The organism is Caulobacter sp. AP07, from assembly GCF_000281955.1.
Taxonomy (GTDB): Bacteria; Pseudomonadota; Alphaproteobacteria; order Caulobacterales; family Caulobacteraceae; genus Caulobacter.
Window position 1 is genome coordinate 1 of sequence record NZ_AKKF01000298.1, and the last position, 23,993, is coordinate 23,993.

Here is a 23,993-nt window from a genome sequence, read left to right on the forward strand (position 1 = left end):
CGATCAGGGTCTTGGCGGCGGCGCGGGCGGCCTCGGCCACATTGGCGCGGTCCAGCTCGCCCTCCCCCACCCCGTCCTTGACGGCGGGATTGGCGACCTCGGAATGGGACTGGCCGATCATCGCGCCCAGGGTCTCGACGGTCTGGACGATCGCGGCCCGCGCGAGCGCGTCGGCGCTCGACTCGCCCCGGTTCACCGGAGTGTTCGGCGTCAGGGGCGTCAGAGGGGCGATCGAAAAGATCGGCACGCAAGGGCTCCAGACCTGGCGACGAGAACTTCACCAGTGATTCCAACCTAATGGAGAGCCATGAAGCGTATCTTAAAGGCTTGCTTAACGCCCGAGGCCGACATTGCCGGGGTCTTCCGGAGTTCAGCTTGACGATCCGCGACCCCTCCCAGGCCTGGACCGGCATCACGGCCCATCGGCGCCGCGATGTCCTGACGATCCTGCCGATGTCGCTGGTGGCCGCGGCCGGCTCGGCGGTGTGGCTGGACACCCGCCTGATCATCGGCTGGCTGGTGGCGATCTGCGCGTTCATCGGCCTCAACCTGACGCTCGGCCGCTGGGTCGATCGCACGCCCGCGCCCAGCCGGCGGCAGGAGTGGCTGATCGCCGGCGTGACCTTCGTCTATACCGGCGTCTATTGCCTGCTGCCGTTCGCCATGGCCGTCGACGGCGCCCGGGCCGCCGCCGTGGCCGGCGCGGCCATGCTCGGGGCCGTGGCCTTGAGCAGCACCGCCGAATTCCCGATCTCACGGCCGATCGGCTCCGCCTCCCTGCTCGCCGTGCTGCTGGCGGCGGCCGCCGCCCTGTTGCGCCCGCAGGCCGAGGAGACGCTGGGCCAATCCCTGGTGGCCTTCATCGCCGCCGCCGCCTTCCTGGCCTATGTGCTGGTCGCCGCCCTGCACCGCGCCGCCGCGCAGCAGCGACTGATGACGGCCCTGGCCGTCGCCCGCGACAAGGAGGCCGAGGCCGCCGCCGCCAACACCGCCAAGACCACCTTCCTGGCCACCATGAGCCACGAGATCCGCACGCCCCTGAACGGCGTTCTGGGCATGCTGCAGGTGATGGAGGCCGACCCGCTCAGCGAGATCCAGCGCGAGCGCCTGAAGATCGTCCGCAAGTCCGGCGAAGGCCTGACCGCGGTGCTCAACGACGTGCTCGACCTGTCGAAGATCGAGGCCGGCCGGCTGGAGATCGAGACCGTCGCCTTCGACCTGCCCGAACTGCTGGTCGGCTGCCACCACGCCTTCTCGGTGCTCGCGGTCGAGAAGGGTCTTCGCTACACCCTGACCATCGCCCCCGAGGCGCGCGGCCTCTATCACGGCGATCCGCTGCGGTTGCGGCAGGTGATCGGCAACCTGCTGTCCAACGCGGTGAAGTTCACGCCGCAGGGCGGCGTCGACCTCTCGGCCCGGCTGAACGACGGCGTGCTGGAGATCGCGGTGTCGGACACCGGGGTCGGCGTCGCGCCGGACAATCTGGACCGGCTGTTCGGCAAGTTCAGCCAGTTGGACGCCTCCAGCACCCGGCGGCATGGCGGCACCGGTCTGGGCCTGGCGATCTGCCGCGAGCTGTGCGGCCTGATGGGCGGCGCGATCGATGTCGCCAGCGCGGTCGACCACGGCTCGACCTTCACCGTCTTCCTGCCCGCCGACCGGCTGAGCGCCGCCCCCGTCGCCCCGGCCAGGACCCCGCTCGACGACCCCGCCGCGGCCCGGTCCTCGCCGCTGCGGGTGCTGGCCGCCGAGGACAACCACGTCAACCAGCTGGTGCTGTGGGCCATTCTCGGCCAGGCCGGGATCGAGCCGGTGGTGGTCGCCAACGGCGCCCAGGCGGTGGGGGCCTGGCGAGACGGCGACTGGGACCTGGTGCTGATGGACGTCCACATGCCGCTGATGGACGGCATCGCCGCCACCCAGGAGATCCGCCGCCGCGAGGCCGCCGAGGGTCGGGCCCGGACGCCGATCATCGCCCTGACGGCCAACGCCATGAGCCATCAGGTGCAGAACCTGCTCGCCGAGGGCTTCGACGACCATGTCGCCAAGCCGATCGACGTGGCGACGCTGTTCCTGGCCCTGGACCGAGCCCTGACGCGCGTCGCCGACCAGCGGATGCCGGCGGTCTAGACCGCGCGTCCACGCCCCTTGAGGAAGTCCAGCAAGGCCGACGCGGCGGCCTCGGACGGGTCGGGCATGCCCCGGCCCATGCGGATCAGGGCGGCGTTCTGGGCGGCGGTCTGCCGAACGCGAAGCTCCGGGTCGTCCAGACGCCGCGCGACCTCGACGGCCAGCGCCTCCCCCGTGCAGGCGTCCTGCAGCAGCTCCGGCGCGACGGTGTCGTCGGCGGCGAGGTTGAACAGTGTCACCCAGCGCGGCTTGAACAGCCGCTTCAGCAGCCAGTAGGTCACCGCGCCGGTGCGATAGCCGACGACCATGGGACAGCCGGCCAGGGCCAGTTCGGTGGTCACCGTACCGCTGCAGGCCAGGGCGACCGTGCCGGCGGTCATGGCGTCGTCCTTCGCGGCGTCGTCTTCGATGAGGTGGGCGCGGAACGGCCAGGCGGCGACCCGGGCCTTGACCGCGTCGGCCACGGTCGAGGCGACGGGCACCACGACATGCAGATCCGGGCGTTCGGCCTTCAGGCGGCGCACGGCGTCCTCGAACGGCGGCATGACCCGCTCGATCTCCGAGGGGCGGCTGCCGGGCAGGACCAGCAGGATCGGCTCGCCGGGGCCGGCGCCGATCGCGGCGCGCAAACGCGCGGGGTCGGCCTGGCTGAAGTCATGGGCCAGGGCCGAGTTGCCGACGAACACGCTGGGAAGGTTCACGGCGTCGAAGAATGGCCGGTCCATCGGCTGGATCGACAGCAGCAGGTCCACGGCTCCGGCCAGGTCCTTGGCGCGGCCGGCCCGATAGGCCCAGACCTGGGGCGCGACATACTTGACCAGCGGCAGGCCGGGATCCTGCTTCCGCAGCGCCTTGGCCAGGCGGATGTTGAAGCCCCAGGAGTCGATCAGCACGGCCACGTCGGGCTTTTCCCGAGCCGCCAGGGCCAGGGTGTCCTTCAGGCGGGCCATGGCCCGGGGATAGGCCTTCAGGCTCTCCACGATGCCCAGGATCGACAGCTGGGCGATGTCGAAGGGGCTCTGGACGCCCTCCAGCGCCATCTTGGCGCCGCCGACCCCGACGAAGCGGACCTTGTCGGCCCCCAGCCGGGCGCGCAGGGCTCGGGCCAGACCGGCCCCGAGGGCGTCGCCGGAAGCCTCGGCGGCCACCAGCATCACCGTCAGGGGCCCGGAGGTCACGCCTCGACCCGCGGTTCGACCCCGTACACGAACAGGCCCAGGTCGTCGGCGCAGGCGATGACCTGCTCGCGGTCGACGATCAGCAGCCGCCCCGCCTCGCCGACCACGCCGGCCAGGCCGGCCCGGGCCGCGCGCTGCAGGGTGGCCACGCCGATGGTCGGCAGGTCGACCTTGGTGTGCTGGATCGGCTTGGGCGCCTTGGCCAGCACGCCGCGCGGACGCTCGGCGTTGCCGCGGATCGCCTGGGGCAGCTCGGCCACCCGGCGCAGCATGCCGTCGGTGCCCTCCTGGGCCTCGACGGCCAGGACCAGGCCGTCGCAGACCACGGCCCCCTGGCCGACGTCCAGCGCGCCGATCGCCCGGGCCACCGTCAGGGCCCGGTCCATGTCGGCGCGGTGATCGTCCGTGGGCGCATGACGGCCCAGCGGGCCACGCGGCAGGGTCATCTCGCCGCGCACCTCATGGGCGCCCTCGACGGCGAAACCTTCCTTCTCGAACTCGGCCAGCAGCCGGCGCAACAGGGCGTCGTCGCCCTTGCGCGCGGCGCTGATCAGGCCGGGGATCACGGTCAGGCCGCGCAGGTCGGGCTTGATCGCCGCGAAGTCGGGACGATCGACGACGCCGGCGAAGCACACGGCTTCGCAGCCCTCGGCCCGCAGCGCCTTGAACACCTTGCCGAATTCCCCCAGCCCGACCTCGACGCCCGGATAGCGGGCCAGGGCCGGGTCGGCGAAGGCGCGCAGGCGCATCACCGCGAACGGACGGTTGGCCGCCTCGCAATGGGCCGCCAGTTCCAGCGGCAGGGAGCCCCCGCCGGCGATCAGACCAAGCTTGCGCATGGCCCTCTCTAGACCTCGCGCTCGGGAAGGCACAGGGGTCGGTTGGCCTCGGCGCGGATGAAGTCGACGATCTCCATCACCTCCGGCGTGCCGGCATGGGCCTCGACCACGTCGTCCAGGCGCTCCTGGAAGGTGCCTTCGTCGGCGAACAGCAGCCGATAGGCGGCGCGCAGGGCGTTGATCGCCTCGCGCGTGAAGCCCCGACGCTTGAGGCCCACTAGGTTCAGACCCTCGAGGTGGGCGTGGTTGCCCCAGACCGAGCCGTAGGGGATGATGTCCTTGGTCACCACGCCACCGCCGCCGACGAACGAATAGCGGCCGATGCGGGTGAACTGGTGGACGGCCGAAAGCCCGCCCATGAACACGAAGTCGCCGATCACCACGTGACCGCCCAGGGTGGCGTTGTTGGCGAAGGTCACCCGGTCGCCGATCACGCAGTCGTGGGCCACGTGGGCGCCGACCATGTAGAGGCTGTCCGACCCCACCGTCGTCACCCCGCCGCCGCCCACCGTGCCGGTGTGCATGGTGACGTGCTCGCGGATGGTGTTGCGCTCGCCGATCACCAGACGGGTGTCCTCGCCCTTGTGGGCCAGGTGCTGGGGCGCGCCGCCGAGGAAGGCGAACGGATAGACCTGGGTGCCGGCCCCGATCGTCGTCGCGCCGTCGACCACCACGTGCGAGACCAGACGGACGCCGTCGCCCAGCCGGACCTTGGGACCCACGGTGCAGAAGGGGCCGATCTCGACGTCCTGGCCCAGCTGCGCGCCGGGGGAGACGATGGCGCTCGGGTGAATCTGGGTCATTTGGTCGGCGTCTCCACCACCATGGCCGCGAACTCGGCCTCGGCGGCCACCTTGTCGCCGACCTTGGCCACGCCCTTGAACTTGAAGATGCTCGAGCGGGCGCGCGTCACCTCGACCTCCATGCGGATCACGTCGCCGGGCCGCACGGGCGTGCGGAAGCGGGCGTTGTCGACCGACATGAAGAAGATGGTCTTGCCCTCGGTGGCGACCTCGAGCGACTTGCTCATCAGCACCGCGCCGGTCTGGGCCAGGGCCTCGATGATCAGCACGCCGGGCATCACCGGATTGCCCGGGAAATGGCCCTGGAAGAACGGCTCATTGATCGTCACGCACTTGATGCCGACGATCGACTGATGCGCCCGATAGGCCTCGGCCCGGTCGACCAGCAGGAACGGATAGCGATGCGGGATCCTGTTCAGGATCTCGGCGATGTCGATGTTCGTCAGAGCCTCATTAGCGTGGGGCTCTTCGACTTTGGATTGGCTCATTCTAGCCCCTTGGTTCCCGGCTGCCCGCCTTGCGCGACAGCCACGCGGTCTCTCGGAGCCACCGCTTGAGCGGTCGCGCCGGAAACCCAGTCCATGTTTCGCCGGCCGGAACGTCCTTGAAGACCGAGGCGGCGGCGCCGATGCTGGCGCCCGCTCCGATCGTCAGATGGTCCGCCACGCCGGCCTTGCCGCCGAACGCGACGCCATCGCCCACCACCGTGCTGCCGGATATGCCCGTATGGGCGGCGGCGACGCAGTTGCGACCGAGCCGGACGTTGTGAGCGACATGGACAAGATTGTCGATCTTGCTGTTCTCGCCGATCGTCGTATCCCCGAAGGCGCCGCGATCGACGCAGCTGTTGGCCCCGATCGTCACGCCGTCCTGCAGGATGACGCGCCCCAGCTGCGGCAGGTCCACGACGCCGGTCGGCCCGCCGGCCGCGCCGAAGCCCGCCTCGCCGATCACCGCGCCGGCATGGATCGCCACCCGATCGCCGATCAGGGCGAACCCGATCACCGCATTGGCCCCGATCCGGCAATCGCGACCGATGGCGACGCCCGGCCCGATGACCACGCCCGGGGCCAGATAGGTCCCGCGACCGATCCTGGCCCTCTGCCCGACCACGACGCCGGGAGACAGGATGACGCCCTCTTCCAGCTCGGCGTCGGGATGGACGTGCTGCACGCCCTCATGTCGCCGGGGCGCATGCAGGCGCTGGGCGGCGGCCGCCCAGGCGGCTTGCGGGTGGCTGGTCAGCAGCAAGGCGCAGCCGGCGGGCGCGTCCGCCGCGTGTTCGGGCTTGAGAAAGCAGGCGCCGCCCCGCAGCCCCGCCAGGTCAGGCAGGCGCTTGGGGTCGGACAGGAAGGTCACGGCGCCGGCGCCGGCGCTTTCGAGCGGCGCGACATGCGAGGCATGATGGTCGCCGACGGCGGGGTCGGCCAGCCGAGCGCCGCTCAGGCTGGCCAGTTCCGCGAGGCTCGCCGGACCCAGGTCTTCGAAAAAGCGTGGGTCCGGCATGGGTCCTCTCGGGAGCGGCCCGGACGTCAGGTCCGGGCCGACTCGCTTACGGCTTCTTGGGCTGGAGAGCTTGGGCCGCCGGAGCCGCTTGGTCCAGACGTTCGCGATCGAAGGTCAGGGTCTTGATGCGGGCGTCGACCGCGGCCACCACGCTGTCGGTGATGTCCATGGCCGGGTTGCCCAGCAGAACCGATTCACGCTCGATCAGGACCGAGCAGGTCTTGGCCTGATAAGCTTGGCGGATGGCCGGGTCGAGTTCCTGATAGACGCGAGCCAGTTGCTTCTGCTCGGTGGCCTCGACTTCGCGCTGGCGCAGCTGGCCCTTACGCTGCCAGGCGTTGGCGCGCACCTGCAGAGCCGAAGCCTGCTGTTCCAGGGTGCTCTGGTCCAGGGTGGCCTTCTTGGCGTCCAGGGCCTTGGCCTCGTTGTCCAGGGCGGTGCGCTCGGTCGTCAGCTCGGCGTTGACCTGCGAGATGATGGTCTTCAGGCGCGCATCGACCGCCTTGCCGACCTGCGAGGTCGCGACGGCGCGCTGGCTCGAGAAGATGCAGACGCCGGCGATCGGCGCGCCGTGCGTGACGGCGGGAGCCGCGGGCGCGGCGGGAGCGGCGGCCTGAGCGAAGGCGCTCGACGCCATGGCAAGCGCCGTCAGACCCGAAGCGGTCGCGGCGAAGAACTTGGAGGTCATGCTCATTAAAACCTTGTGGAGGTGGAGAACCGGAAGGTTTCGGTTCTGTCGTAGTTTTCTTTAGCGAGAATGCGGCTGAAATCGAACCGGATCGGACCCATGGGCGATTTCCAGTCGATACTCAACCCCGCCGAGGCCCGGAGGCCGAGGCCATCCTTGATGGCGAGGTTGGGTTGGCCGTCGGCGCCCAGACGATCGACATCGTCCAGCTGGCCGGCGGTGCCGAAGTCGCTGAACACCGCGGCCTTGATGCCGTATTGGTCGGGCAGGAAGGTCGGAACGGTCAGCTCCACCGTACCGATGGCGTAGAGCTTGGCGCCCAGCGAGTTGCTCTGGGTGGTGGTGTCGCGCGGGCCGATACCGGCGATCTCGAAGCCCCGGAACGAGGTGCCGCCCTTGTAGAAGCGGTCGTTGATGCGGATGTCGTCGCCGCCCCAACCTTCGATATAGCCCGCCGAACCGGTGGCGCTGAAGATGAAGTCCTTGTTGAAGCCCCAGTACCAACCCGCGTCGGCCTCGGTCTTCAGGTACTTCACGTCGCCGCCGAGCCCGGCCAGGTCCTGGTTCAGGTCGGCGAACCAGCCGCGCGTCGGCTGGATCGGGTCGTTGCGCTTGTCGAGACGCAGGCCGTAGCCGATCAGCGAGGTCATGTAGGCGCCGCGCTGCAGGCAGAGGATGCTGGAGACCGTCTGGGTCGTGCCCGAGCACAGGCTGTCGGCGACGGTGACTTCGTCCTGGCGAAGCTGATAGCGCAGGCTCATCGAGGCGTTCTGGGTCAGAGGGAAGCCGAGCCGCAGCGTGCCGCCGGTCGATTTGGTGTCGTAGGACGCGTAGTCGCTCAGGTCGTAGCGGTACGAATAGAGGTCCAGACCGGCGCGCAGGTCGCGGCCCAGGAAGCGCGGCTCGGTGAAGCCGAAGTCGATCTGCTGGCGCAGCGAGCCGACCGAGACCCGGGCCCGCAGGTTCTGGCCCCGGCCGCGGAAGTTGCGCTCGGTGATGCCGACGTCGAGCACCAGCTTGTCCACCGAGCTGTAGCCGGCGCTGAACGACAGTTCGCCCGTCGGCTGCTCCTCGACCTTGACCCGCAGGGCGGTGCGGTCGGGCTGGGCGCCGGGGATTTCCTCGATGTTGACGTCCTTGAAGAACCCAAGGCTGCGGATCCGGTTCTTCGAGCGATCGACCAGCACGCGGTTGTAGGCGTCGCCCTCGGCGACTTCCAGTTCACGCCGCAGCACATAGTCGAGCGTGCGGGTGTTGCCGACAATATCGATGCGATCGACATAGACGCGCGGGCCTTCACGGACCGAGAACACCACGTCGACGGTGTTGGTCTCGCGGTTGGGCACATAGCGCGGGCGAACGTCCACGAAGGCGAAGCCCGCCGCGCCCGCCGCGAAGGTCAGGGCGTCAGTGGCCTGCTCGATGCGTTCGTCTTCATAGAGCTGGCCGGTGCGGATCGGCAGGATCTGGGCCAGCAGGTTGCCGTCCAGCTTCTTCAGCTCGGTTTCGACGGTGACCTTGCCGAACTTGTACTTGGGACCCTCGTCGATCGTATAGGTGACCGCGAAGCCGTTCTTGTCGGTGGCCAGTTCGGCGACCGAGGCCACGACGCGGAAGTCGAAGAAGCCGCGGTTGCGGTAGTGCTTGCGCAGCTGCTCGCGGTCGTACTCGATCCGGTCGGGGTCGTAGTTGTCGTTGCTGGTCAGGAACTTGTACCAGTGCGACTCCTTGGTCACGATCACGTCGCGCAGGTCGTTGTCCGAGAACTCGCTGTTGCCCAGGAAGTTGACGCCGAGCACGCCGCTCTTGGGGCCCTCGTTGATCTCGAACACCAGGTCGACGCGCTTCTGCGGCAGTTCGACCACCTTGGGGGTCACGGTCGCCGAGATGCGGCCCGAGCGGCGGTAGAGTTCGATGATCCGCTGGACGTCGGCCTGCACCTTCGAGCGCGTGAAGATGCCGCGCGGACGGATCTGGACCTCGTCCTTCAGCTTGTCTTCCTTGAGCGCCGAGTTCCCCTCGAAGACCACCTGGTTGATGATCGGGTTCTCGACGACCTTGACGACCAGGTCGCCGCCCACCAATTCAATCTTGACGTCGGCGAACAGGTCGGTGCGGGCCAGGGTCTTCAGCGCCAGGTCGAGGCGGGCCGGATCGACCGTCTCGCCGGGCTGGATCGGCAGGTAGGACAGCACGGTCCCTTGCTCGATCCGTTCGTTGCCCTGCACCACGATGCGCTGGACCACGCCCGTCTGGGCCTGGGCGAAGGCGGCCTGCGGCGCGGTCAGCGCCGTGGAACCGAGAAGAAGCGCAACGCCGGTGGCGAACGCGGCGCTATGGGCGCGAATTTTGTTCATGGGACCAATCATGGACGGAAGGCGACCGCTCAAGAGAACAGACCGCCGAAGAATTTAAACACGCTCAAGCGCTGCAGATCATTCCAGGTCGCGAACAACATGAAACCCAGCAGCAGCGCAAGACCAACCCTGTAACCGGCGGCTTGCAACCGCGCCCCCAACGGCCGCTGGGCGACCGCCTCGTAGGCGTAGAACAGCAGGTGCCCGCCGTCCAGAACCGGGATGGGGAGAAGATTCATGAAGCCGACGCTGACGGAGAGGAACGCCGCCAGGCTGAGCAGGGCGACGCCCGCGCCCAGCAACATCATGGGCAGGCTCGTACCGCCATTGGCGGCGCCGGCCTGGGCGACCTGACCCGAGGTCTTGGCGATGCCCAGCGGCCCGCCGATCTGGTCGGCCGAGACCTGGCCGCGGATCATGCGGCCCAGATAATAGACGGTGGTGTCCAGGACGTCCCAGGTGCGGGTCACGCCGACGCCGAGCGCCTGGATCGGGTTGTAGCGGATACGCTCGATATACTGGCGCGGCAGGGTCCGACTCAGGCCCAGAATCGGCCGCCGCTCCGTCTTGCCGTTGGCGACCGGAACCTCGCCGAGGGTCGGGGTGGCCACGAGTTGGATCGTCTCTCCGCCACGATAGACATCGAAGCGGATGGACTGGGCGCCGCGCTTCTTCACATAGGCGATCAGGTCCTCGAAGCTGGCGATCTGGGTCTCGTCGGCGCGCTGGATCACGTCGCCGCGCTGGAAGCCGGCGGCGGCGGCCGCGCTGCCCGGCGACACCTCGCCGACCACGGCCGGAAGGCCAAAGCCCAGGACCCCGCCCTTCTGAGTTCCACCCAGGCCGTCGGAGATGTCGGCCAGCACGGGCGTAGCCGTCAGGTTGAGCTCTTCGGTTCCCCGACGCACCTCGAACCGGATCGGCACGTCGCTGCGCAGCATCACGTAGCGGTCCAGGTCGTCGAAGCTCTTCAGCTTGCGGCCGTCGGTCGACAGGATGATGTCGCCCTGGCGGAAGCCGGCCGCCGCGGCCGGGCCGGCGGCGTCCAGGCCGCTGACGATCGGCCGTCGAACCACCTCGCCAAACACCCCGGCCAACACGGCGAACAGCGCGATCGCCAGGATGAAATTGGCCGCCGGCCCGGCGACCACCACGAAGGCGCGCTGCCACAGCGGCTTGAAATGGAAGTAGCGGGCGACGGCGTCCTTGCCCTCGATGCGCTCGATCTCGGCGCGCAGGGCCTTCAGGTCGTCCTGGTCGGGCACGCTGGCCACGTTCTCGTCGCCCGAGAAGCGCACATAGCCGCCCAGGGGCAGCCAGCCCAGTTGCCACTGGACGCCGGCCTTGTCGCGCCACTTGGCGATCGGCTTGCCGAAGCCGATGGAGAATCGGTCGATCGCCACGCCGCAGGCCTTGGCCGCCCAGAAGTGGCCGAGCTCGTGCACGGTCACGACCAGCAGGATCACCAGCGGAAAGGCGATCAGGTAGGTCGCGGCGGACTGGATGAAGCCGAGCATGTCGGATTTCTTCTCGTCTTCAGTTTGAGCGGCGAACTTGACCGACAACCTCGGCCGCAATGCGGCGAGCGCTGGCGTCGGTCATCATCGCGCTGTCGAGCGCGTCGGCGTCGTTGTCGGCGAGGTTTCCCAGCCCGTTCATGCGTTCAAGTGTCCCCGCCACCGCGCCGGCAATATCCAGAAAGCCGATCTGGCGGTCAAGGAAGGCCGCGACGGCCACCTCGTTGGCGGCGTTCATCGCCGCCGGCGCGCCGCCGCCCAGGCGCAGGGCCTCGCGGGCGATGGCGATGGACGGGAAGCGGTCCAGGTCCGGTTCCTCGAAGGTCAGCTGGCCATAGGCGGCCAGGTCCAGGCGCTGGGCGGGCCACGACAGGCGCTGGGGCCAGGAGAAGGCGCAGGAGATCGGGCTGCGCATGTCCGGCGGGCCCATCTGGGCCAGGGTCGAGCCGTCGGTATATTCGACCAGGCTGTGGATCACGGACTGCGGGTGGATCACGACGTCGATGCGCTCTTGCGGGGTGTCGAACAGGTAGGAGGCCTCGATCATCTCGAGGCCCTTGTTCATCATCGTCGCGGAATCGACCGAAATCTTGGCGCCCATCGACCAGTTGGGGTGGGCGACCGCCTGCTCCGGCGTGGCCAGGGCCATGGCGGCCTTGTCCCAGGTGCGGAACGGGCCGCCGGAGGCCGTCAGGATCAGGCGCGATACCCGGTCGATACAATCGCGCTGCAAGACCTGGAAGATCGCCGAATGCTCGGAATCGACGGGAATCACCGAGCCGCCGGCCTCGCGTGCGATGCGCAGCAGGGCCGGCCCGGCGCAGACCAGGCTTTCCTTGTTGGCCAGGGCGATGACCGCGCCGGTGCGGGCGGCCGCCAGGGTGGGCGCCAGGCCCGCCGCGCCGACGATGGCCGACATCACCCAGTCGGCGCCCATGGCCGCGGCCTCGGTCACCGCCGCCGCGCCGGCCCGGGCCTCGATTCCCGAGCCCGCCAGGCGCTCGCGCAGCTCCGGCAGGCCGGTCTCGTCGTCGATGACCGCCACCCGGGGCCGCCAGCGCAGGGCCTGTTCGGCCAGCTTGGCGACGTTGCGCCCAGCCGTCAGGGCCAGGATCTCGACGGCCACGCCGGCCTGCTCGAAGAGGTCCAGGGTCGACACGCCGATCGAGCCTGTCGAGCCCAGCACCACGACCTTGCGGTTCTGGGTCAAGGCAACCATCCCCACTGGTCGAGCAGCCGCGCCCCGGCCACGACGATCGCCGCGAACATCAGGCCGTCGACCCGGTCCAGCATACCGCCGTGGCCGGGAATCAGGTCACCGGAATCCTTCACGCCGAACCGGCGCTTGAGCATCGATTCCCACAGGTCGCCCATCATGGTGGCCAAACCGCCCAGCAGGCCGACGGCGGCGGCGACGGGCCAGGCCAGATGCAGGTCCGGCAGGGCCGGCAGGGCGAAGGACAGGGCCACGATGCCGATCGCGCCCAGCGACGCGGCGACCAGTCCGCCGAAGAAGCCCGACCAGGTCTTGTTGGGCGAATAGAGCGGCCACAGCTTGGGGCCCTTCAGGATGCTGCCGACCACGAAGGCGAAGATGTCGGCGAACCAGGTGACCGTGAACAGCAGCAGGGTCCAGCTCAGGCCGGCGTCCATCCGGCGCAGCCAGATCATCGCGATCACCGCCGGGGCGATGTAGATCACGCCATAGGCCGCGTCGGCCCGGCGCTCGAGCGCGCCCCGCGCCATCAGGGCGGCGGCCACGGCGCCGACGACCACGACCGGCCAGGTGATGTAGTAGTGGCCGCGGAAGGCGACGATCACCGAGATCGCCACGGCGGCGCCGATGGCCAGGGCCACGCCCAGCGCCGAACGCTTGGCGCTCATCTCGGCCCATTCGCGGGCCAGCAGGGCCACGCCCACCAGGATCAGGGCCAGGAACCAGACGTCCCCGAACCAGACGGCGGCCACGACGGTCGGCACCAGCACCGTGGCCGAGGCGACACGGATCCGCAGGTTCCCCCAGTTGAAACGCTTAGCCGGCGACGGCGACGTCATCGACGGCAATGCCTCCATAGCGACGGTCGCGGCTTCGATATTCCGTCAGCGCGGCGGCCAGGTGTTCGGGCCCATAGTCCGGCCACAGAACGTCCTGATACACGAGTTCGGCGTAGGCGCATTCCCAAAGCAGGAAATTCGAGATTCGCTGTTCGCCGCTGGTGCGGACGATCAGGTCCGGGGCCGGAGCGTCGGCGGTCGACAGCCGCTGCTCGAACACCGCCTCGTCCAGATCGGCGGCCCGGGCCTCGCCCCGCTCGACCGCTTCGGCGAAGGCGCGGGCGGCGTCGACGATGTCGGCCCGGCCGCCATAGTTGAAGGCCACCTGCAGCAGGAAGGCGTCGTTCTGGGCGGTGCGGCGCTCGGCGCGATCGATCACGTCCAGCACGTCGGGCGCCAGGCCCGTGCGACGGCCGATGATCCGCACCCGCACGCCCTCTCGGGCCAGGCGGTCGAGATCGGATTCCAGATAGGCCTTCAGCAGGCCCATCAGTTCGGAGACTTCCTGCGGCGGACGGCTCCAGTTCTCGGTCGAGAAGCCGAACACCGTCAGCACGCCCACGCCCAGGGCGGCGGCGCCCTCGACGGTGCGCTTCAGCGCGTTGACGCCGGCGCGATGGCCCAGGACGCGCGGCAGGTTGCGCCGCTTCGCCCAACGGCCGTTGCCGTCCATGATAATGGCCACATGCAGAGGCCGGGCCGACTTGGCGCCCCCGGCGCGCGTCGACACGTTCTGCAGGCCGGTCGTCGGCGCCATGCGCTTCAGCCTTCCCTCATCGCCCCCTAAAACGGGTCGATGCTTAAACCTGCATGATCTCTTGTTCTTTGGTTTTCAAGGCCTCGTCGACCTGCTTGATGGCCGCGTCGGTCATCTTCTGGACCTCGGTTTCCATCTTCTTCAGCTCGTCCTCGCTGATGACGCTGGCCTTCTCCGCCTTCTTCAGGTCGTCGTTGGCGTCGCGGCGGATGTTGCGCACGGCGACCTTCTGGGCCTCGGCGTACTTGCCGGCGATCTTCACCAGATCCTTGCGGCGCTCTTCGGTCAGCGGCGGGATCGGGATGCGCAGGTTGTTGCCTTCCACGACCGGGTTCAGGCCAAGGTCCGAGTTGCGGATCGCCTTCTCGACGGCCGAGACGACGCCCTTGTCCCAGATGTTGACGTTGATCTGGCGCGGCTCGGGCACGCTGATCGAAGCCACGGTGTTGAGCTGCACCATCGAGCCGTAGGCGTTGACCACGATCTGGTCGAGCAGGCCCGACGAGGCGCGGCCGGTGCGCAGGCCGGCGAAGTCTTCCTTCAGGGACAGGACGGCCTTGTCCATGCGGTCCTTGTAGCGGGGCAGAACGGGCTTTTCGGCGGTGGCCATGGCTTGGGCTCTCTTCGCTGGGAATTTAAGCGGCGCGGTCGGTGGACACGACGGTGTGGACACCGCCGCCTCGCAGGACGTTGAGCAGGTTGCCACGTCCCTTGATCGAGAAGACCACGATCGGAATGTTGTTGTCGCGCATCAGGGCCACGGCCGAGGCGTCCATGACCCGCAGGTCCTGGGCCAGCACGTCCATGTAGCTGAGCTTGTCGTAGCGCTTGGCGGCCGGATCCTTCTTGGGATCGGCGGTGTAGACGCCATCGACGCTGGTGCCCTTGAACAGCGCGTCGCACTGCATCTCGGCGGCGCGCAGGGCCGCGGCGGTGTCGGTGGTGAAGAACGGGTTGCCGGTGCCGGCGGCGAAGATCACCACCCTGCCCTTCTCCAGGTGCCGCTGGGCGCGACGGCGGATGTAGGGCTCGCAGACCGTGGCCATCGGGATGGCCGACTGCACGCGGGTGGAGACGCCGATGCGCTCCAGGGCGTCCTGCATGGCCAAGGCGTTCATCACCGTGGCCAGCATGCCCATGTAGTCGGCGCTGGAGCGTTCCATGCCCTTGGCGGCGCCGGCCATGCCGCGGAAGATGTTGCCGCCGCCGATCACCAGGCACAGCTCGACGCCGGACTGGACGATTTCGCGGATGTCCTCGGCCACCGACTCCACGGTCTTGGTGTCTATGCCGTAAGGCGTGTCGCCCATCAGCACTTCGCCCGACACCTTCAGGAGCACGCGGCGGTACGGTTTGTGCGTGGGTTCGGACATGCGGCAGGCTCTTCTTGAGTCGTCGGGACGCAACATAGTGCGCGTTCCGGAAAAGTGGGATCGGTTTTCCGGTCGGAAACCGGTGAGATCGCGTGCAGCGACGCGACCCGCGCGCAAAAAGGGCGCGGCGCGCGTCGAAACGCGCCGCGCCCTCATAGGCGATCTGCTTCGCCGCCCGGTTCTAGGCCAGGGCGGCGAACAGGGCTTAGGCTTGACCGCCGGTCATGGCGGCGACTTCGGCGGCGAAATCGCCGGCCGGAGCCTTCTCGACGCCTTCACCCAGGGCCAGGCGAACGAAGCCCTTCACGGTGAGCGGCGAGCCCAGTTCCTTGCCGGTCTCGGCGACCAGCTGCTCGACGGTCTGGTCCGGGTTCATGACGAAGGCCTGCTTCAGCAGCACGACTTCTTCCAGGAACTTGCGGATCCGGCCTTCGACCATCTTCTCGACCACGGCGGCGGGCTTGCCCGACTCCAGGGCCTGCTCGGTGAAGATCTGGCGTTCCTTCTCGATCGCGGCCTGGTCCAGGTCGTCCGGCGACAGCGACAGCGGCGCGGTCGCGGCCACGTGCATGGCGATCTTGCGGCCCAGCTCCAGGATCTTGGCCTGGTCGCCTTCGCCTTCGATGGCCACGAGCACGCCGATGCGGCCCAGGTCCGGAGCGGTGGCGTTGTGGATGTAGGACGACACCGCGCCCTTGGCCACGCTGAAGCGGGCCGAGCGACGGGCGACCATGTTCTCGCCGATGGTGGCGATCAGGTTGGTCAGCACGTCCGACACGACGTCGCCGTCGGCGGTCTTGGCCGCGGCGATGGCGTCGACGCCTTCGTTGTCCAGGCCGACGGCCGCGATCTTGCGGACGGCGTTCTGGAACAGCTCGTTGCGCGACAGGAAGTCGGTCTCGGCGTTCACTTCAACGGCGGCGGCGGTCATGCCGGCGCCGTCGTTGCGCACGGCGATGCCCACCAGGCCTTCGGCCGCGACGCGGTCGGCCTTCTTGGCGGCCTTGGACAGACCCTTCGAGCGCAGCCAGTCGATGGACGCTTCGATGTCGCCGTTGTTTTCGACGAGGGCCTTCTTGCAGTCCATCATGCCGACGCCGGACTTTTCGCGCAGTTCTTTCACCAGCGCAGCAGTCACTTCAGCCATGAGTTCCTCCATTGAATATTCGGAGCGTTTCCAACCGCGACCGAAACCGGCTCGCCTGGGGAAACGCGTGAAACAAAACTACGACCGGGCTTGATAGCCCGGTCGCATGTCAGGGTCACAACAGCCGCTTCCCGACCTGAGCCGGAAAGCGGCGGCTGGAATATCAGCTCGCGGCCGGCTCGTCGGCGACGGCTTCGGCAGTCGCTTCCGGAGCAGCTTCGACGGCCGGGGCCGCTTCAGGAGCTGCGGCGGCTTCGAACGCCGCTTCCTGCGCGGCGACTTCGGCGGCGGCGACCGGGGCGGCGGCTTCAGCCACCGGCTCCGGGGTCAGTTCGCGAGCCAGGGTCGGTTCGATCGGAGCGACCGAAGCGCCCAGGTCGACGCCCGACGAGGCTTGGCCGGCGGCCAGGCCGTCGAGCACGGCGTCGGCGATCAGGTCGCAGTACAGCTGCAGGGCGCGGGCGGCGTCGTCGTTACCCGGGATCGGATAGGTGATGCCGTCCGGATCGCAGTTGGTGTCGAGGATGGCGACGACCGGGATGTTCAGCTTGCGGGCCTCGAGGATCGCGATCGCTTCCTTGTTGGTGTCGATCACGAACATGATGTCGGGGATGCCGCCCATGTCCTTGATGCCGCCCAGCGACAGTTCCAGCTTGTCGCGTTCGCGGGTCAGCTGCAGCAGTTCCTTCTTGGAACGGCCGGCGCCTTCGCCGCCCAGGACGCCTTCGAGTTCGCGCAGACGCGCGATCGAGCCCGAAACGGTGCGCCAGTTGGTCAGGGTGCCGCCGAGCCAGCGGTGGTTGACATAATACTGGGCGCAGCGCTTGGCGGCCGTGGCGACCGGGTCGCTGGCCTGACGCTTGGTGCCGACGAACAGCACGCGGCCACCGGCGGCGGCCACTTCACGCACCTTCACCAGGGCCTGGTGCAGGAGCGGGATCGACTGCGACAGGTCGATGATGTGGATGTTCGAACGCGAACCAAAGATGTAGCGGTCCATCTTCGGGTTCCAGCGGTGCGTCTGGTGGCCGAAGTGGGCGCCAGCTTCCAAGAGCTGACGCATGGAGAATTCGGGAAGCGCCATGATAGGTCTCCTTCTTCCGGTTGAACCTCCGTGGACACCCCCGCTCCGACGATTCGGACCGGGACCGGAACGGTAACGTCGGGATGTCTCCCCGGCGTCGCCGCACGTCCACGTGTGGAATGGCCGCGCAGATAGGCGCGAACGGACCAAAAAGCAAGCCCTTAGGCGCACGTTCGCGCCCTTGACCCGCCCGACGAGCGAAGCTCCATTGCTTCGACGGCTATGTTCGCGGGCGACGCATCCGGGGTGATCTGTGAAGGCTGTCTTCGATACCAAGCCCAACTCAGGCTACGACGACGCCTTCGACAAGTACCACTTTCCCACGCGCAGCAACTACATGACGGCCGCGCTCGCGGCGCAAGGCGATTGGGTCGTCCTGCGCGAACCCCAGCGCAACGGAGGCCGACGGGCTTATGTCGCCGTGGCGAAGGTTCTCGACGTCAGGCCCGATCCGCTGCGGCCGGATCATGCTTACGCCAAGCTCGGTGACTACCTTCCCTTCGATGCGCCCGTGCCCTTCCTCGGACCCGACGGCTATTGGGAGACACCGCTCCGCGCCATCGAGGACGCCAGCCGGGTTGGCGCGGGCGTGCAAGGTCGGGCGATGCGTCCGCTGGACGATGCAGACTTCGCCGCCATCGTCCTAGCGGGCCTGAGCCAGACCCTGGAGCCCGCCAACGCTCGGCGGCTGGGTCCGCTCGAAGGTTTCCACGATACCGGCGAACCTTTCGTGTTCGACGCCCCGCCCGTTGAGCAGGCGCGACGCGTCGAGGCGATGCTGATCAACCGCAAAATTCGCGACGCGAACTTCCGGCGACAGGTCTGCGAGGCCTACGACGATCGCTGCGCGATCACGGGCCTGCGGATTATCAATGGCGGCGGCCGCTCCGAGGTCCAGGCCGCGCACATCTGGCCAGTGGCCGGCGGTGGTCCCGACGTCGTGCAGAACGGGATCGCCTTGTCGGGCACGATCCACTGGCTGTTCGATCGCCACCTGATCTCGCTGACCGACGACTACCGGCTGCTGGTGTCGCACAACAAGGTTCCGAGTGAGCTGCGGGGCCTGTTCGCCAACCAGATGGATCGCATCCACCTGCCGGTGGATCCACGCCTGCGACCGCATCCGACCTATGTCGCGCGCCACCGCCAGGCCTTCGTCGAAGCTTGAACAACAAAAGCGGTTCGGGCTGGATTCCATCCACAGCTCGCCGCAATCCGCACGTCATTCTGACATCAAACGACGGCTTGATGGCGACGGCCCGGCCTCTCGCGGGTCGCGGTTGACGGGCCAGACCATGCTCGCGGTCTTCGATCTCGACGGAACGCTGCTGGACGGCGATTCCACCGCGCTTTGGCTATGGGACCGGTTCCGGCGCTCGGTTCCGCGCCTGGCCGTCGCCCTGCTGGCCGCCCCCGTCGCCGTGCCGATGGTGCTGATCCCCTGCTCCCGGCGGGCCGGCGCCTCGGCCCTGCTGTGGATCGCCACGTTTGGCCTGGACGAGCCCGCGCTCCACCGGTCCTTCGCCGATTTCGCCGCCCGGTTTCACGCGGGGACCCTGGCCCTCGGCTGGCGGGCGCAAGGCCTGGCGGCGCTCGACGCGCATCTCGACGGCGGCGCGCGCGTCGTGATCGTCACGGCGGCCCCCGCCCTGCTCGCCCAGGCCCTGGTCACGCCGCTCGGCCGCCCCATCGTCGTGCTGGGCACCTCCCTGAAGCCCAGGGCCGGGGGCTGGGTCGCCGACATCCACTGCCGCAACCGGCGAAAGTGCCAGGCCCTGGCCGAGGCCGGCCACGGCACGCGCTGGGCCTACGCCTATACCGACAGCCTCGACGACCTGCCCCTGCTGCAGGGCGCCGACCATCCGGTGATCGTCAAGGGCGGCCAGGCCGCCCAGCAGCGCCTCAGCCGCGCCGGGCTTCCGCACAGCCGGGCCTCGGCCTGGTAAGGCCCTAGAGAGGCTGTGGACAGTTGGTCCGGTAGAGCGATTTCACGTCTGCGGATGCGTTCTGGCGCCCGCGCCCCCCCTTATTCGTCATCCCCCGACTTGTTCGGGGGACCCAGGCGGAATCTGACGCCATGTCCAGCGCCGCTTGGGTCCCCCGCATAAAGCGGATGATGACGGAATTTTTGAGTTGAAGCAGCGCTCGTAGGCTTGGGGCAGATAACTGTCCGCAGTTCCTAGCGCGACTTGCCGTCGAATTGGTGAGGCTTGAGAGCAAACACATCCACGTCGTCCAGGCAGCGGACGTTGATCGCCGCCATCTCGGCGCCGCCCGGCCCGACGCCCCGGCCGAACGACTCGATGCCGCAGGTCTGGCAGAACAGGTGCGAGATCTTGTGGGTGTTGAAGCGATATTCGGTCAGGGCCTCGCCACCCTGTTGCAGCGTGAAGGCGCTGGCCGGGGCGAAGGCCAGGATCGAGCCCAGCTTGCCGCAGCGCGAACAGTTGCAGGTGATCAGGTTGTCGAGCTCGACCTCGACCGTGTAGCGCACCTGTCCGCACTGGCAGCCGCCCTGATGCGTGGCCATGACGTTGCTTCCTTTCCCAGTATCCACCAGGGCCGGCGCGCCTCTACGCCCGACCACCAACACAGTCTCGCACGCCAACCTGTCGCCCGACGCGATCGAAGCGCCGGCAAGTCCGGCGGACTCCAGCGAACACCTGACGCCGTCCACTTGCGTGGGGCGTCAGCCCGCCCCGGCGCCCAGTCCGCCTGTCCGTTCGGATGACGGCGCGGCCACCTCGTCATTGAAACTCTCGACCAGCGCGTCCAGCAGGTCCGCCCGGGATCCCATGCCCTCGGCGCTCAGCGCGTCCGCGACGTGCCCCGCGAGGTCCGCCAGAATGACGCCCCAGGCCGCAGTCTCCCTGGACACGCCGTCGCCCGCATAGAGCCCCACCCTCAAGGAGCAGTGCAGCCCCCGCTCGGCGATCCAGACGCGGGCAAGCTCCAGCGCGTCGGTATCGCGGAGCGCCGCCGGCGGAATTCCAAGCGCGTCCATCATGCCCCCCAATCCAAAAGGTTGAGACCAGGACGGGCGCAAGCGATCGACGCCGACGGCATCCCGATCCTGGAACGGCCCAAGATCGGCAATCCAGTCGCCGCGCCCGGTCGCATCACACGTCCTCCAGCAACGCCACCCCCGGCGCGGTCTTCAGGGCGCCGCGCAGGGCGGCGTCGAGGGTGTAGCGGCCGGGCAGCTTCATCTCGATCTCGCGGCCGCCGCCCAGGGCGGCGATCAGGCTAATCTCGCCGCCGCGCGGCGAGGCGGCGGGCTCCAGGCGCTTGCGCAGGGCGTCGATCTCGGTGGCCGAGGGCGACAGGTGCATGCGCAGGCCGGCCACCATGTTCTCGATGGCCTTCTCGATCGGCTCGGCGTCGTCGCCGAAGAACCGCACCTCGCCGTCGCGGGCCTTGGCCCGGACCTTGATCGACACCGCCTTGCCCGGCTCCAGCACCTCGCGGCACTTGCGCAGCGCCTCCGGCGGGAACAGCACCTCGTACTCGCCGCTGGGATCGGACAGCGACACGAAGGCGAAGCGCTCGCCGCTCTGCGAGGCCCGTTCCTGGCGGCGACGCACCACGCCGCACATCCGGAAGGCCTCCATGCCGGCCTCGGCGCGCGGGATGACCTCGGTCAGCATGGCGGTGCGCCGGCGGCGCAGCACTCCGACCAGGTCGTCCAGCGGGTGGCCGGTCAGGTAGAAGCCGACCGCGGCCAGTTCCTCGTCGAGCAGGTCGACCTGGCTCCACGGCTCGGTCTTCTTCAGGCGCGGCCGGCCGGCGGCCGGGTCGCCGCCGAACAGGGCGTGCTGCCCGCCCTGGCGGTCGGCGGCGATGCTCTGGCCATGGGCGATCAGCACGTCTGCCGAGGCGAAGATCTGGGCGCGGTTCTTGTGGAAGGAGTCGAAGGCCCCGGCCCGGGCCAGGTTCTCGATCGCCCGCTTGTTGACCAGCTTGGGATCGACCCGTTCGACGAAGTCGAAGATGTCGCGGAACGGCCCGCCCTCCTCGCGGATGGCGACTAGGTGCTCCATGGCTTGCAGGCCGACGTTGCGCACCGCGCCCAGCGCATAGAGCACCTCGCCGTTCTCGACCTCGAAGTCGGCGCCCGAGCGGTTGACGTCGGGCGCGCGCACAGTGATCGAGAACCGCCGGGCGTCCTGGTGGAAGACCGCCAGCTTGTCGGTGTTCGACAGGTCCAGGCTCATCGAGGCGGCCAGGAACTCGACCGGCGTATTGGCCTTCAGCCAGGCGGTCTGGTAGGCGATCAGGGCGTAGGCGGCGGCGTGCGACTTGTTGAAGCCGTAGCCGGCGAACTTGGCCACCAGTTCGAAGATCGAACCCGACTGCTCTTCCGGGACGCTCTTGTCCTTGGCCCCGGCGACGAAACGGATCTTCTGGAGATCCATTTCCTCCTTCTTCTTCTTGCCCATGGCCCGGCGTAGAAGGTCGGCTTCGCCCAGGCTGTAGCCCGCCAGGATCTGGGCGATCTGCATCACCTGTTCCTGGTAGACGATGACGCCGTAGGTCTCCTTGAGCACCGGCTCCAGCGACGGGTGCAGGTTGTCGACGGGTTTGCGGCCGAACTTGCAGTCGACGAAGGTGTCGATGTTGTCCATCGGGCCCGGTCGATACAGCGAGATCAGCGCGGTGATCTCCTCGATCGAGCCGCAGCGCATCTTGCGCAGGGTGTCGCGCATGCCCTGGCTTTCCAGCTGGAACACGCCCACCGTCTGGCCCGAGGCCAGCAGTTCGTAGGTCTTGGCGTCGTCGAACGGCAGCCGCGAAAGGTCCACCTCCTCGCCGCGCTTGCGCAGGTGCTTCACAGCCCGGTCCAGGACCGTCAGGGTCTTGAGGCCCAGGAAGTCGAACTTCACCAGGCCGGCGCTCTCGACCCACTTCATATTGAACTGGGTGGCCGGTAGGTCCGAGCGCGGATCCTTGTAGAGCGGGGTCAGCTGGGTCAGGGGCCGGTCGCCGATCACCACGCCGGCGGCGTGGGTCGAGGCGTTGCGGAACAGGCCTTCCAGCTGCAGGGCGACGTCCAGGCAGGCCTTGACGTTGCCGTCCTCGTCGCGCGCCTGCTTGAGGCGCGGCTCGATCTCGATGGCCTGGGCCAGGGTCACCGGCGCGGCCGGGTTGTTGGGCACCATCTTGCAGAGCCGGTCGACCAGGCCCAGCGGCAGCTGCATCACCCGCCCGACGTCGCGCAGCACGGCGCGAGCCTGCAAGCTGCCGAAGGTGATGATCTGGGCCACGCGGTCGCGGCCGTATTTTTCCTGCACGTAGACGATCACCTCTTCCCGCCGCTCCTGGCAGAAGTCGATGTCGAAGTCGGGCATGGAGACCCGCTCGGGATTGAGGAAGCGCTCGAACAGCAGGCCAAAGCGCAGCGGGTCGAGGTCGGTGATGGTCAGCACCCAGGCGACCAGCGACCCGGCGCCCGAGCCCCGGCCCGGGCCCACGGGAATGCCGTGCTCCTTGGCCCACTTGATGAAGTCCGACACGATCAGGAAGTAGCCGGGGAAGCCCATCTTGATGATGACGTTGAGCTCGAACTCGAGCCGGTCCCAATAGACCTGTTCCTCGACGGCCAAGGTCAGGCCCTCGAGGCGCTTCTTCAGGCCTTCGCGGGCCTGGTGGCTCAGTTCCTCGGGCTCGCTGCGGCCGTCGCCGGTGGGGAAGCTGGGCAGGATCGGGTCGCGCTTCTGGACCATGAAGGCGCAGCGGCGGGCGATATCCAGGGTGTTGTCGCAGGCTTCCGGCAGGTCGGCGAACAGCTTGCGCATGTCGTCGGCCGACTTGAACCAGTGCTCGGGCGTCACCCGCCGGCGCTCGTCCTGGCCGACGAAGGCGCCGTCGGAGATGCAGAGCAGCGCGTCGTGCGCGTCGTACAGCGCGGGCTTGGCGTAATAGACGTCGTTTGTGGCGACCAGCGGCGCGTCGTGCTCGTAGGCCCAGTGCACCAGCCCCGGCTCGGCGGCGGCCTGGCGCGGCAGGCCGTGGCGCTGCAACTCGACATAGAACCGGTCGCCGAACACCCGCTGCATCTCGGCCAGGGCGGCCTCGCCCTCGCCGGTCTTGCCGGAGGCGAACAGGGCGTCGACCGGACCGTCGGTTCCGCCCGACAGCAGGATCAGCCCCTCGGCGTGCTCGACCACCTTGGCCCACGGGACCACGGGCTCGGACATCTCGCCGCTTTCCAGATAGGCGATCGACGACAGTTCGGAGAGGTTGAGATAGCCCCGCTCGTTCTGGACCAGCAGGGTGATGGTCGGCGTCCGCGCCCAGCGCTCGGTCGGACCGGCGCCGATGCCCGAGACCGCCAGGGCGCAGCCGATGATCGGCTGGACCCCGTAGTCCTTCGAGTAGACGGAATATTCCAGCGCGCCGAACAGGTTGTTGCGGTCGACCAGTCCTGCCGCCGGCATGCCGGCCGCCGCGGCCAGGCCCGGGATCTTGTCGGCCTTGATCGCGCCTTCCAGCAGCGAATAGGCCGAGCGCACGCGAAGGTGGACAAATCCCTGACCTTCGTTGCCCGACATCACCGCAC

General features: G+C 68.6%; 22 protein-coding genes. 3 read left to right on the forward strand and 19 right to left on the reverse strand.

From position 1 onward, the window contains the following. Positions 1-247: hypothetical protein (locus PMI01_RS24645; protein ID WP_007676054.1), on the reverse strand; the 247-nt coding region annotated here is incomplete at its 3' end. 128 nt (positions 248-375) lie between these two features. Between PMI01_RS24645 and PMI01_RS24650 the strand changes: the two genes are divergently transcribed. Further along, positions 376-2,130, forward strand: a complete 1,755-nt coding sequence (locus PMI01_RS24650) for an ATP-binding protein (protein WP_007676062.1) — start codon at positions 376-378, stop codon at positions 2,128-2,130. Here the strand turns inward: PMI01_RS24650 and lpxB are convergent. The 15 genes from lpxB to rpsB form a co-directional block, all read right to left on the reverse strand. Next, on the reverse strand, positions 2,127-3,284 hold the full coding sequence (gene lpxB / locus PMI01_RS24655) for a lipid-A-disaccharide synthase (protein ID WP_035038368.1): 1,158 nt from the start codon (positions 3,282-3,284) through the stop codon (positions 2,127-2,129). The genes PMI01_RS24650 and lpxB overlap by 4 nt on opposite strands. Positions 3,285-3,304: 20 nt before the next feature. Then, entirely contained in the window at positions 3,305-4,147 is an 843-nt protein-coding gene (locus PMI01_RS24660) for a UDP-2,3-diacylglucosamine diphosphatase (RefSeq protein ID WP_007676067.1), read from the reverse strand. An 8-nt stretch (positions 4,148-4,155) separates the two neighbouring features. Continuing rightward, positions 4,156-4,950, reverse strand: a complete 795-nt coding sequence (gene lpxA / locus PMI01_RS24665; protein WP_007676069.1) for an acyl-ACP--UDP-N-acetylglucosamine O-acyltransferase — start codon at positions 4,948-4,950, stop codon at positions 4,156-4,158. Then, positions 4,947-5,438 (reverse strand): 3-hydroxyacyl-ACP dehydratase FabZ, encoded by a 492-nt coding sequence (gene fabZ / locus PMI01_RS24670; RefSeq protein ID WP_007676070.1) that lies wholly within the window; start codon positions 5,436-5,438, stop codon positions 4,947-4,949. The genes lpxA and fabZ overlap by 4 nt, the downstream gene beginning before the upstream one ends. A gap of 1 nt (position 5,439) precedes the next feature. Continuing rightward, a complete protein-coding gene (lpxD, locus tag PMI01_RS24675; protein WP_007676072.1) occupies positions 5,440-6,456 on the reverse strand; it encodes a UDP-3-O-(3-hydroxymyristoyl)glucosamine N-acyltransferase in 1,017 nt (338 codons plus the stop codon). Positions 6,457-6,502: 46 nt separating this feature from the next. Beyond that, the gene (locus PMI01_RS24680; protein ID WP_035038371.1) at positions 6,503-7,144 is read right to left on the reverse strand and encodes an OmpH family outer membrane protein; all 642 of its coding nucleotides are present in this window, start codon (positions 7,142-7,144) and stop codon (positions 6,503-6,505) included. A 5-nt stretch (positions 7,145-7,149) separates the two neighbouring features. Next, entirely contained in the window at positions 7,150-9,513 is a 2,364-nt protein-coding gene (gene bamA / locus PMI01_RS24685; protein ID WP_035038360.1) for an outer membrane protein assembly factor BamA, read from the reverse strand. Positions 9,514-9,530: 17 nt separating this feature from the next. After that, on the reverse strand, positions 9,531-11,018 hold the full coding sequence (gene rseP, locus PMI01_RS24690; protein WP_007676079.1) for an RIP metalloprotease RseP: 1,488 nt from the start codon (positions 11,016-11,018) through the stop codon (positions 9,531-9,533). Positions 11,019-11,037: 19 nt separating this feature from the next. After that, positions 11,038-12,237, reverse strand: a complete 1,200-nt coding sequence (locus PMI01_RS24695) for a 1-deoxy-D-xylulose-5-phosphate reductoisomerase (protein ID WP_007676082.1) — start codon at positions 12,235-12,237, stop codon at positions 11,038-11,040. Next, entirely contained in the window at positions 12,225-13,073 is an 849-nt protein-coding gene (locus PMI01_RS24700) for a phosphatidate cytidylyltransferase (RefSeq protein WP_007676085.1), read from the reverse strand. Before PMI01_RS24700 ends, PMI01_RS24695 begins: the two co-directional genes overlap by 13 nt. Then, positions 13,051-13,830, reverse strand: coding sequence for a polyprenyl diphosphate synthase (gene uppS, locus PMI01_RS24705; RefSeq protein WP_007676088.1), 780 nt, complete (start codon positions 13,828-13,830; stop codon positions 13,051-13,053). Before uppS ends, PMI01_RS24700 begins: the two co-directional genes overlap by 23 nt. 43 nt (positions 13,831-13,873) lie before the next feature. Further along, positions 13,874-14,440 (reverse strand): ribosome recycling factor, encoded by a 567-nt coding sequence (frr, locus tag PMI01_RS24710; protein ID WP_007676090.1) that lies wholly within the window; start codon positions 14,438-14,440, stop codon positions 13,874-13,876. A gap of 25 nt (positions 14,441-14,465) precedes the next feature. After that, on the reverse strand, positions 14,466-15,203 hold the full coding sequence (gene pyrH, locus PMI01_RS24715) for a UMP kinase (RefSeq protein WP_007676093.1): 738 nt from the start codon (positions 15,201-15,203) through the stop codon (positions 14,466-14,468). A 205-nt stretch (positions 15,204-15,408) separates the two neighbouring features. Further along, on the reverse strand, positions 15,409-16,350 hold the full coding sequence (gene tsf, locus PMI01_RS24720; RefSeq protein ID WP_007676095.1) for a translation elongation factor Ts: 942 nt from the start codon (positions 16,348-16,350) through the stop codon (positions 15,409-15,411). 163 nt (positions 16,351-16,513) lie between these two features. Further along, positions 16,514-17,434 carry a 30S ribosomal protein S2 gene (gene rpsB, locus PMI01_RS24725; RefSeq protein WP_007676097.1) on the reverse strand — a complete coding sequence of 307 codons (921 nt, stop codon included), beginning with the start codon at positions 17,432-17,434 and terminating at the stop codon, positions 16,514-16,516. Between the two features lie 253 nt (positions 17,435-17,687). Here rpsB and PMI01_RS24730 point away from each other — a divergent pair, with 253 nt between their 5' ends. Further along, entirely contained in the window at positions 17,688-18,602 is a 915-nt protein-coding gene (locus PMI01_RS24730) for an HNH endonuclease (RefSeq protein ID WP_007676099.1), read from the forward strand. Between the two features lie 127 nt (positions 18,603-18,729). After that, positions 18,730-19,380: a haloacid dehalogenase-like hydrolase gene (locus PMI01_RS24735; protein ID WP_007676101.1), complete on the forward strand. Its 651-nt coding sequence runs from the start codon at positions 18,730-18,732 to the stop codon at positions 19,378-19,380. Between the two features lie 233 nt (positions 19,381-19,613). Here the strand turns inward: PMI01_RS24735 and PMI01_RS24740 are convergent, their stop codons facing one another. The 3 genes from PMI01_RS24740 to dnaE form a co-directional block, all read right to left on the reverse strand. Next, positions 19,614-19,964, reverse strand: coding sequence for a GFA family protein (locus PMI01_RS24740; RefSeq protein WP_007676103.1), 351 nt, complete (start codon positions 19,962-19,964; stop codon positions 19,614-19,616). Between the two features lie 159 nt (positions 19,965-20,123). After that, complete coding sequence (locus PMI01_RS24745) at positions 20,124-20,441, reverse strand: DUF5076 domain-containing protein (protein ID WP_007676105.1); 318 nt, start codon at positions 20,439-20,441, stop codon at positions 20,124-20,126. Positions 20,442-20,553: 112 nt separating this feature from the next. Further along, entirely contained in the window at positions 20,554-23,985 is a 3,432-nt protein-coding gene (gene dnaE / locus PMI01_RS24750; protein ID WP_007676108.1) for a DNA polymerase III subunit alpha, read from the reverse strand. Between the last annotated feature and the right edge of the window lie 8 nt (positions 23,986-23,993).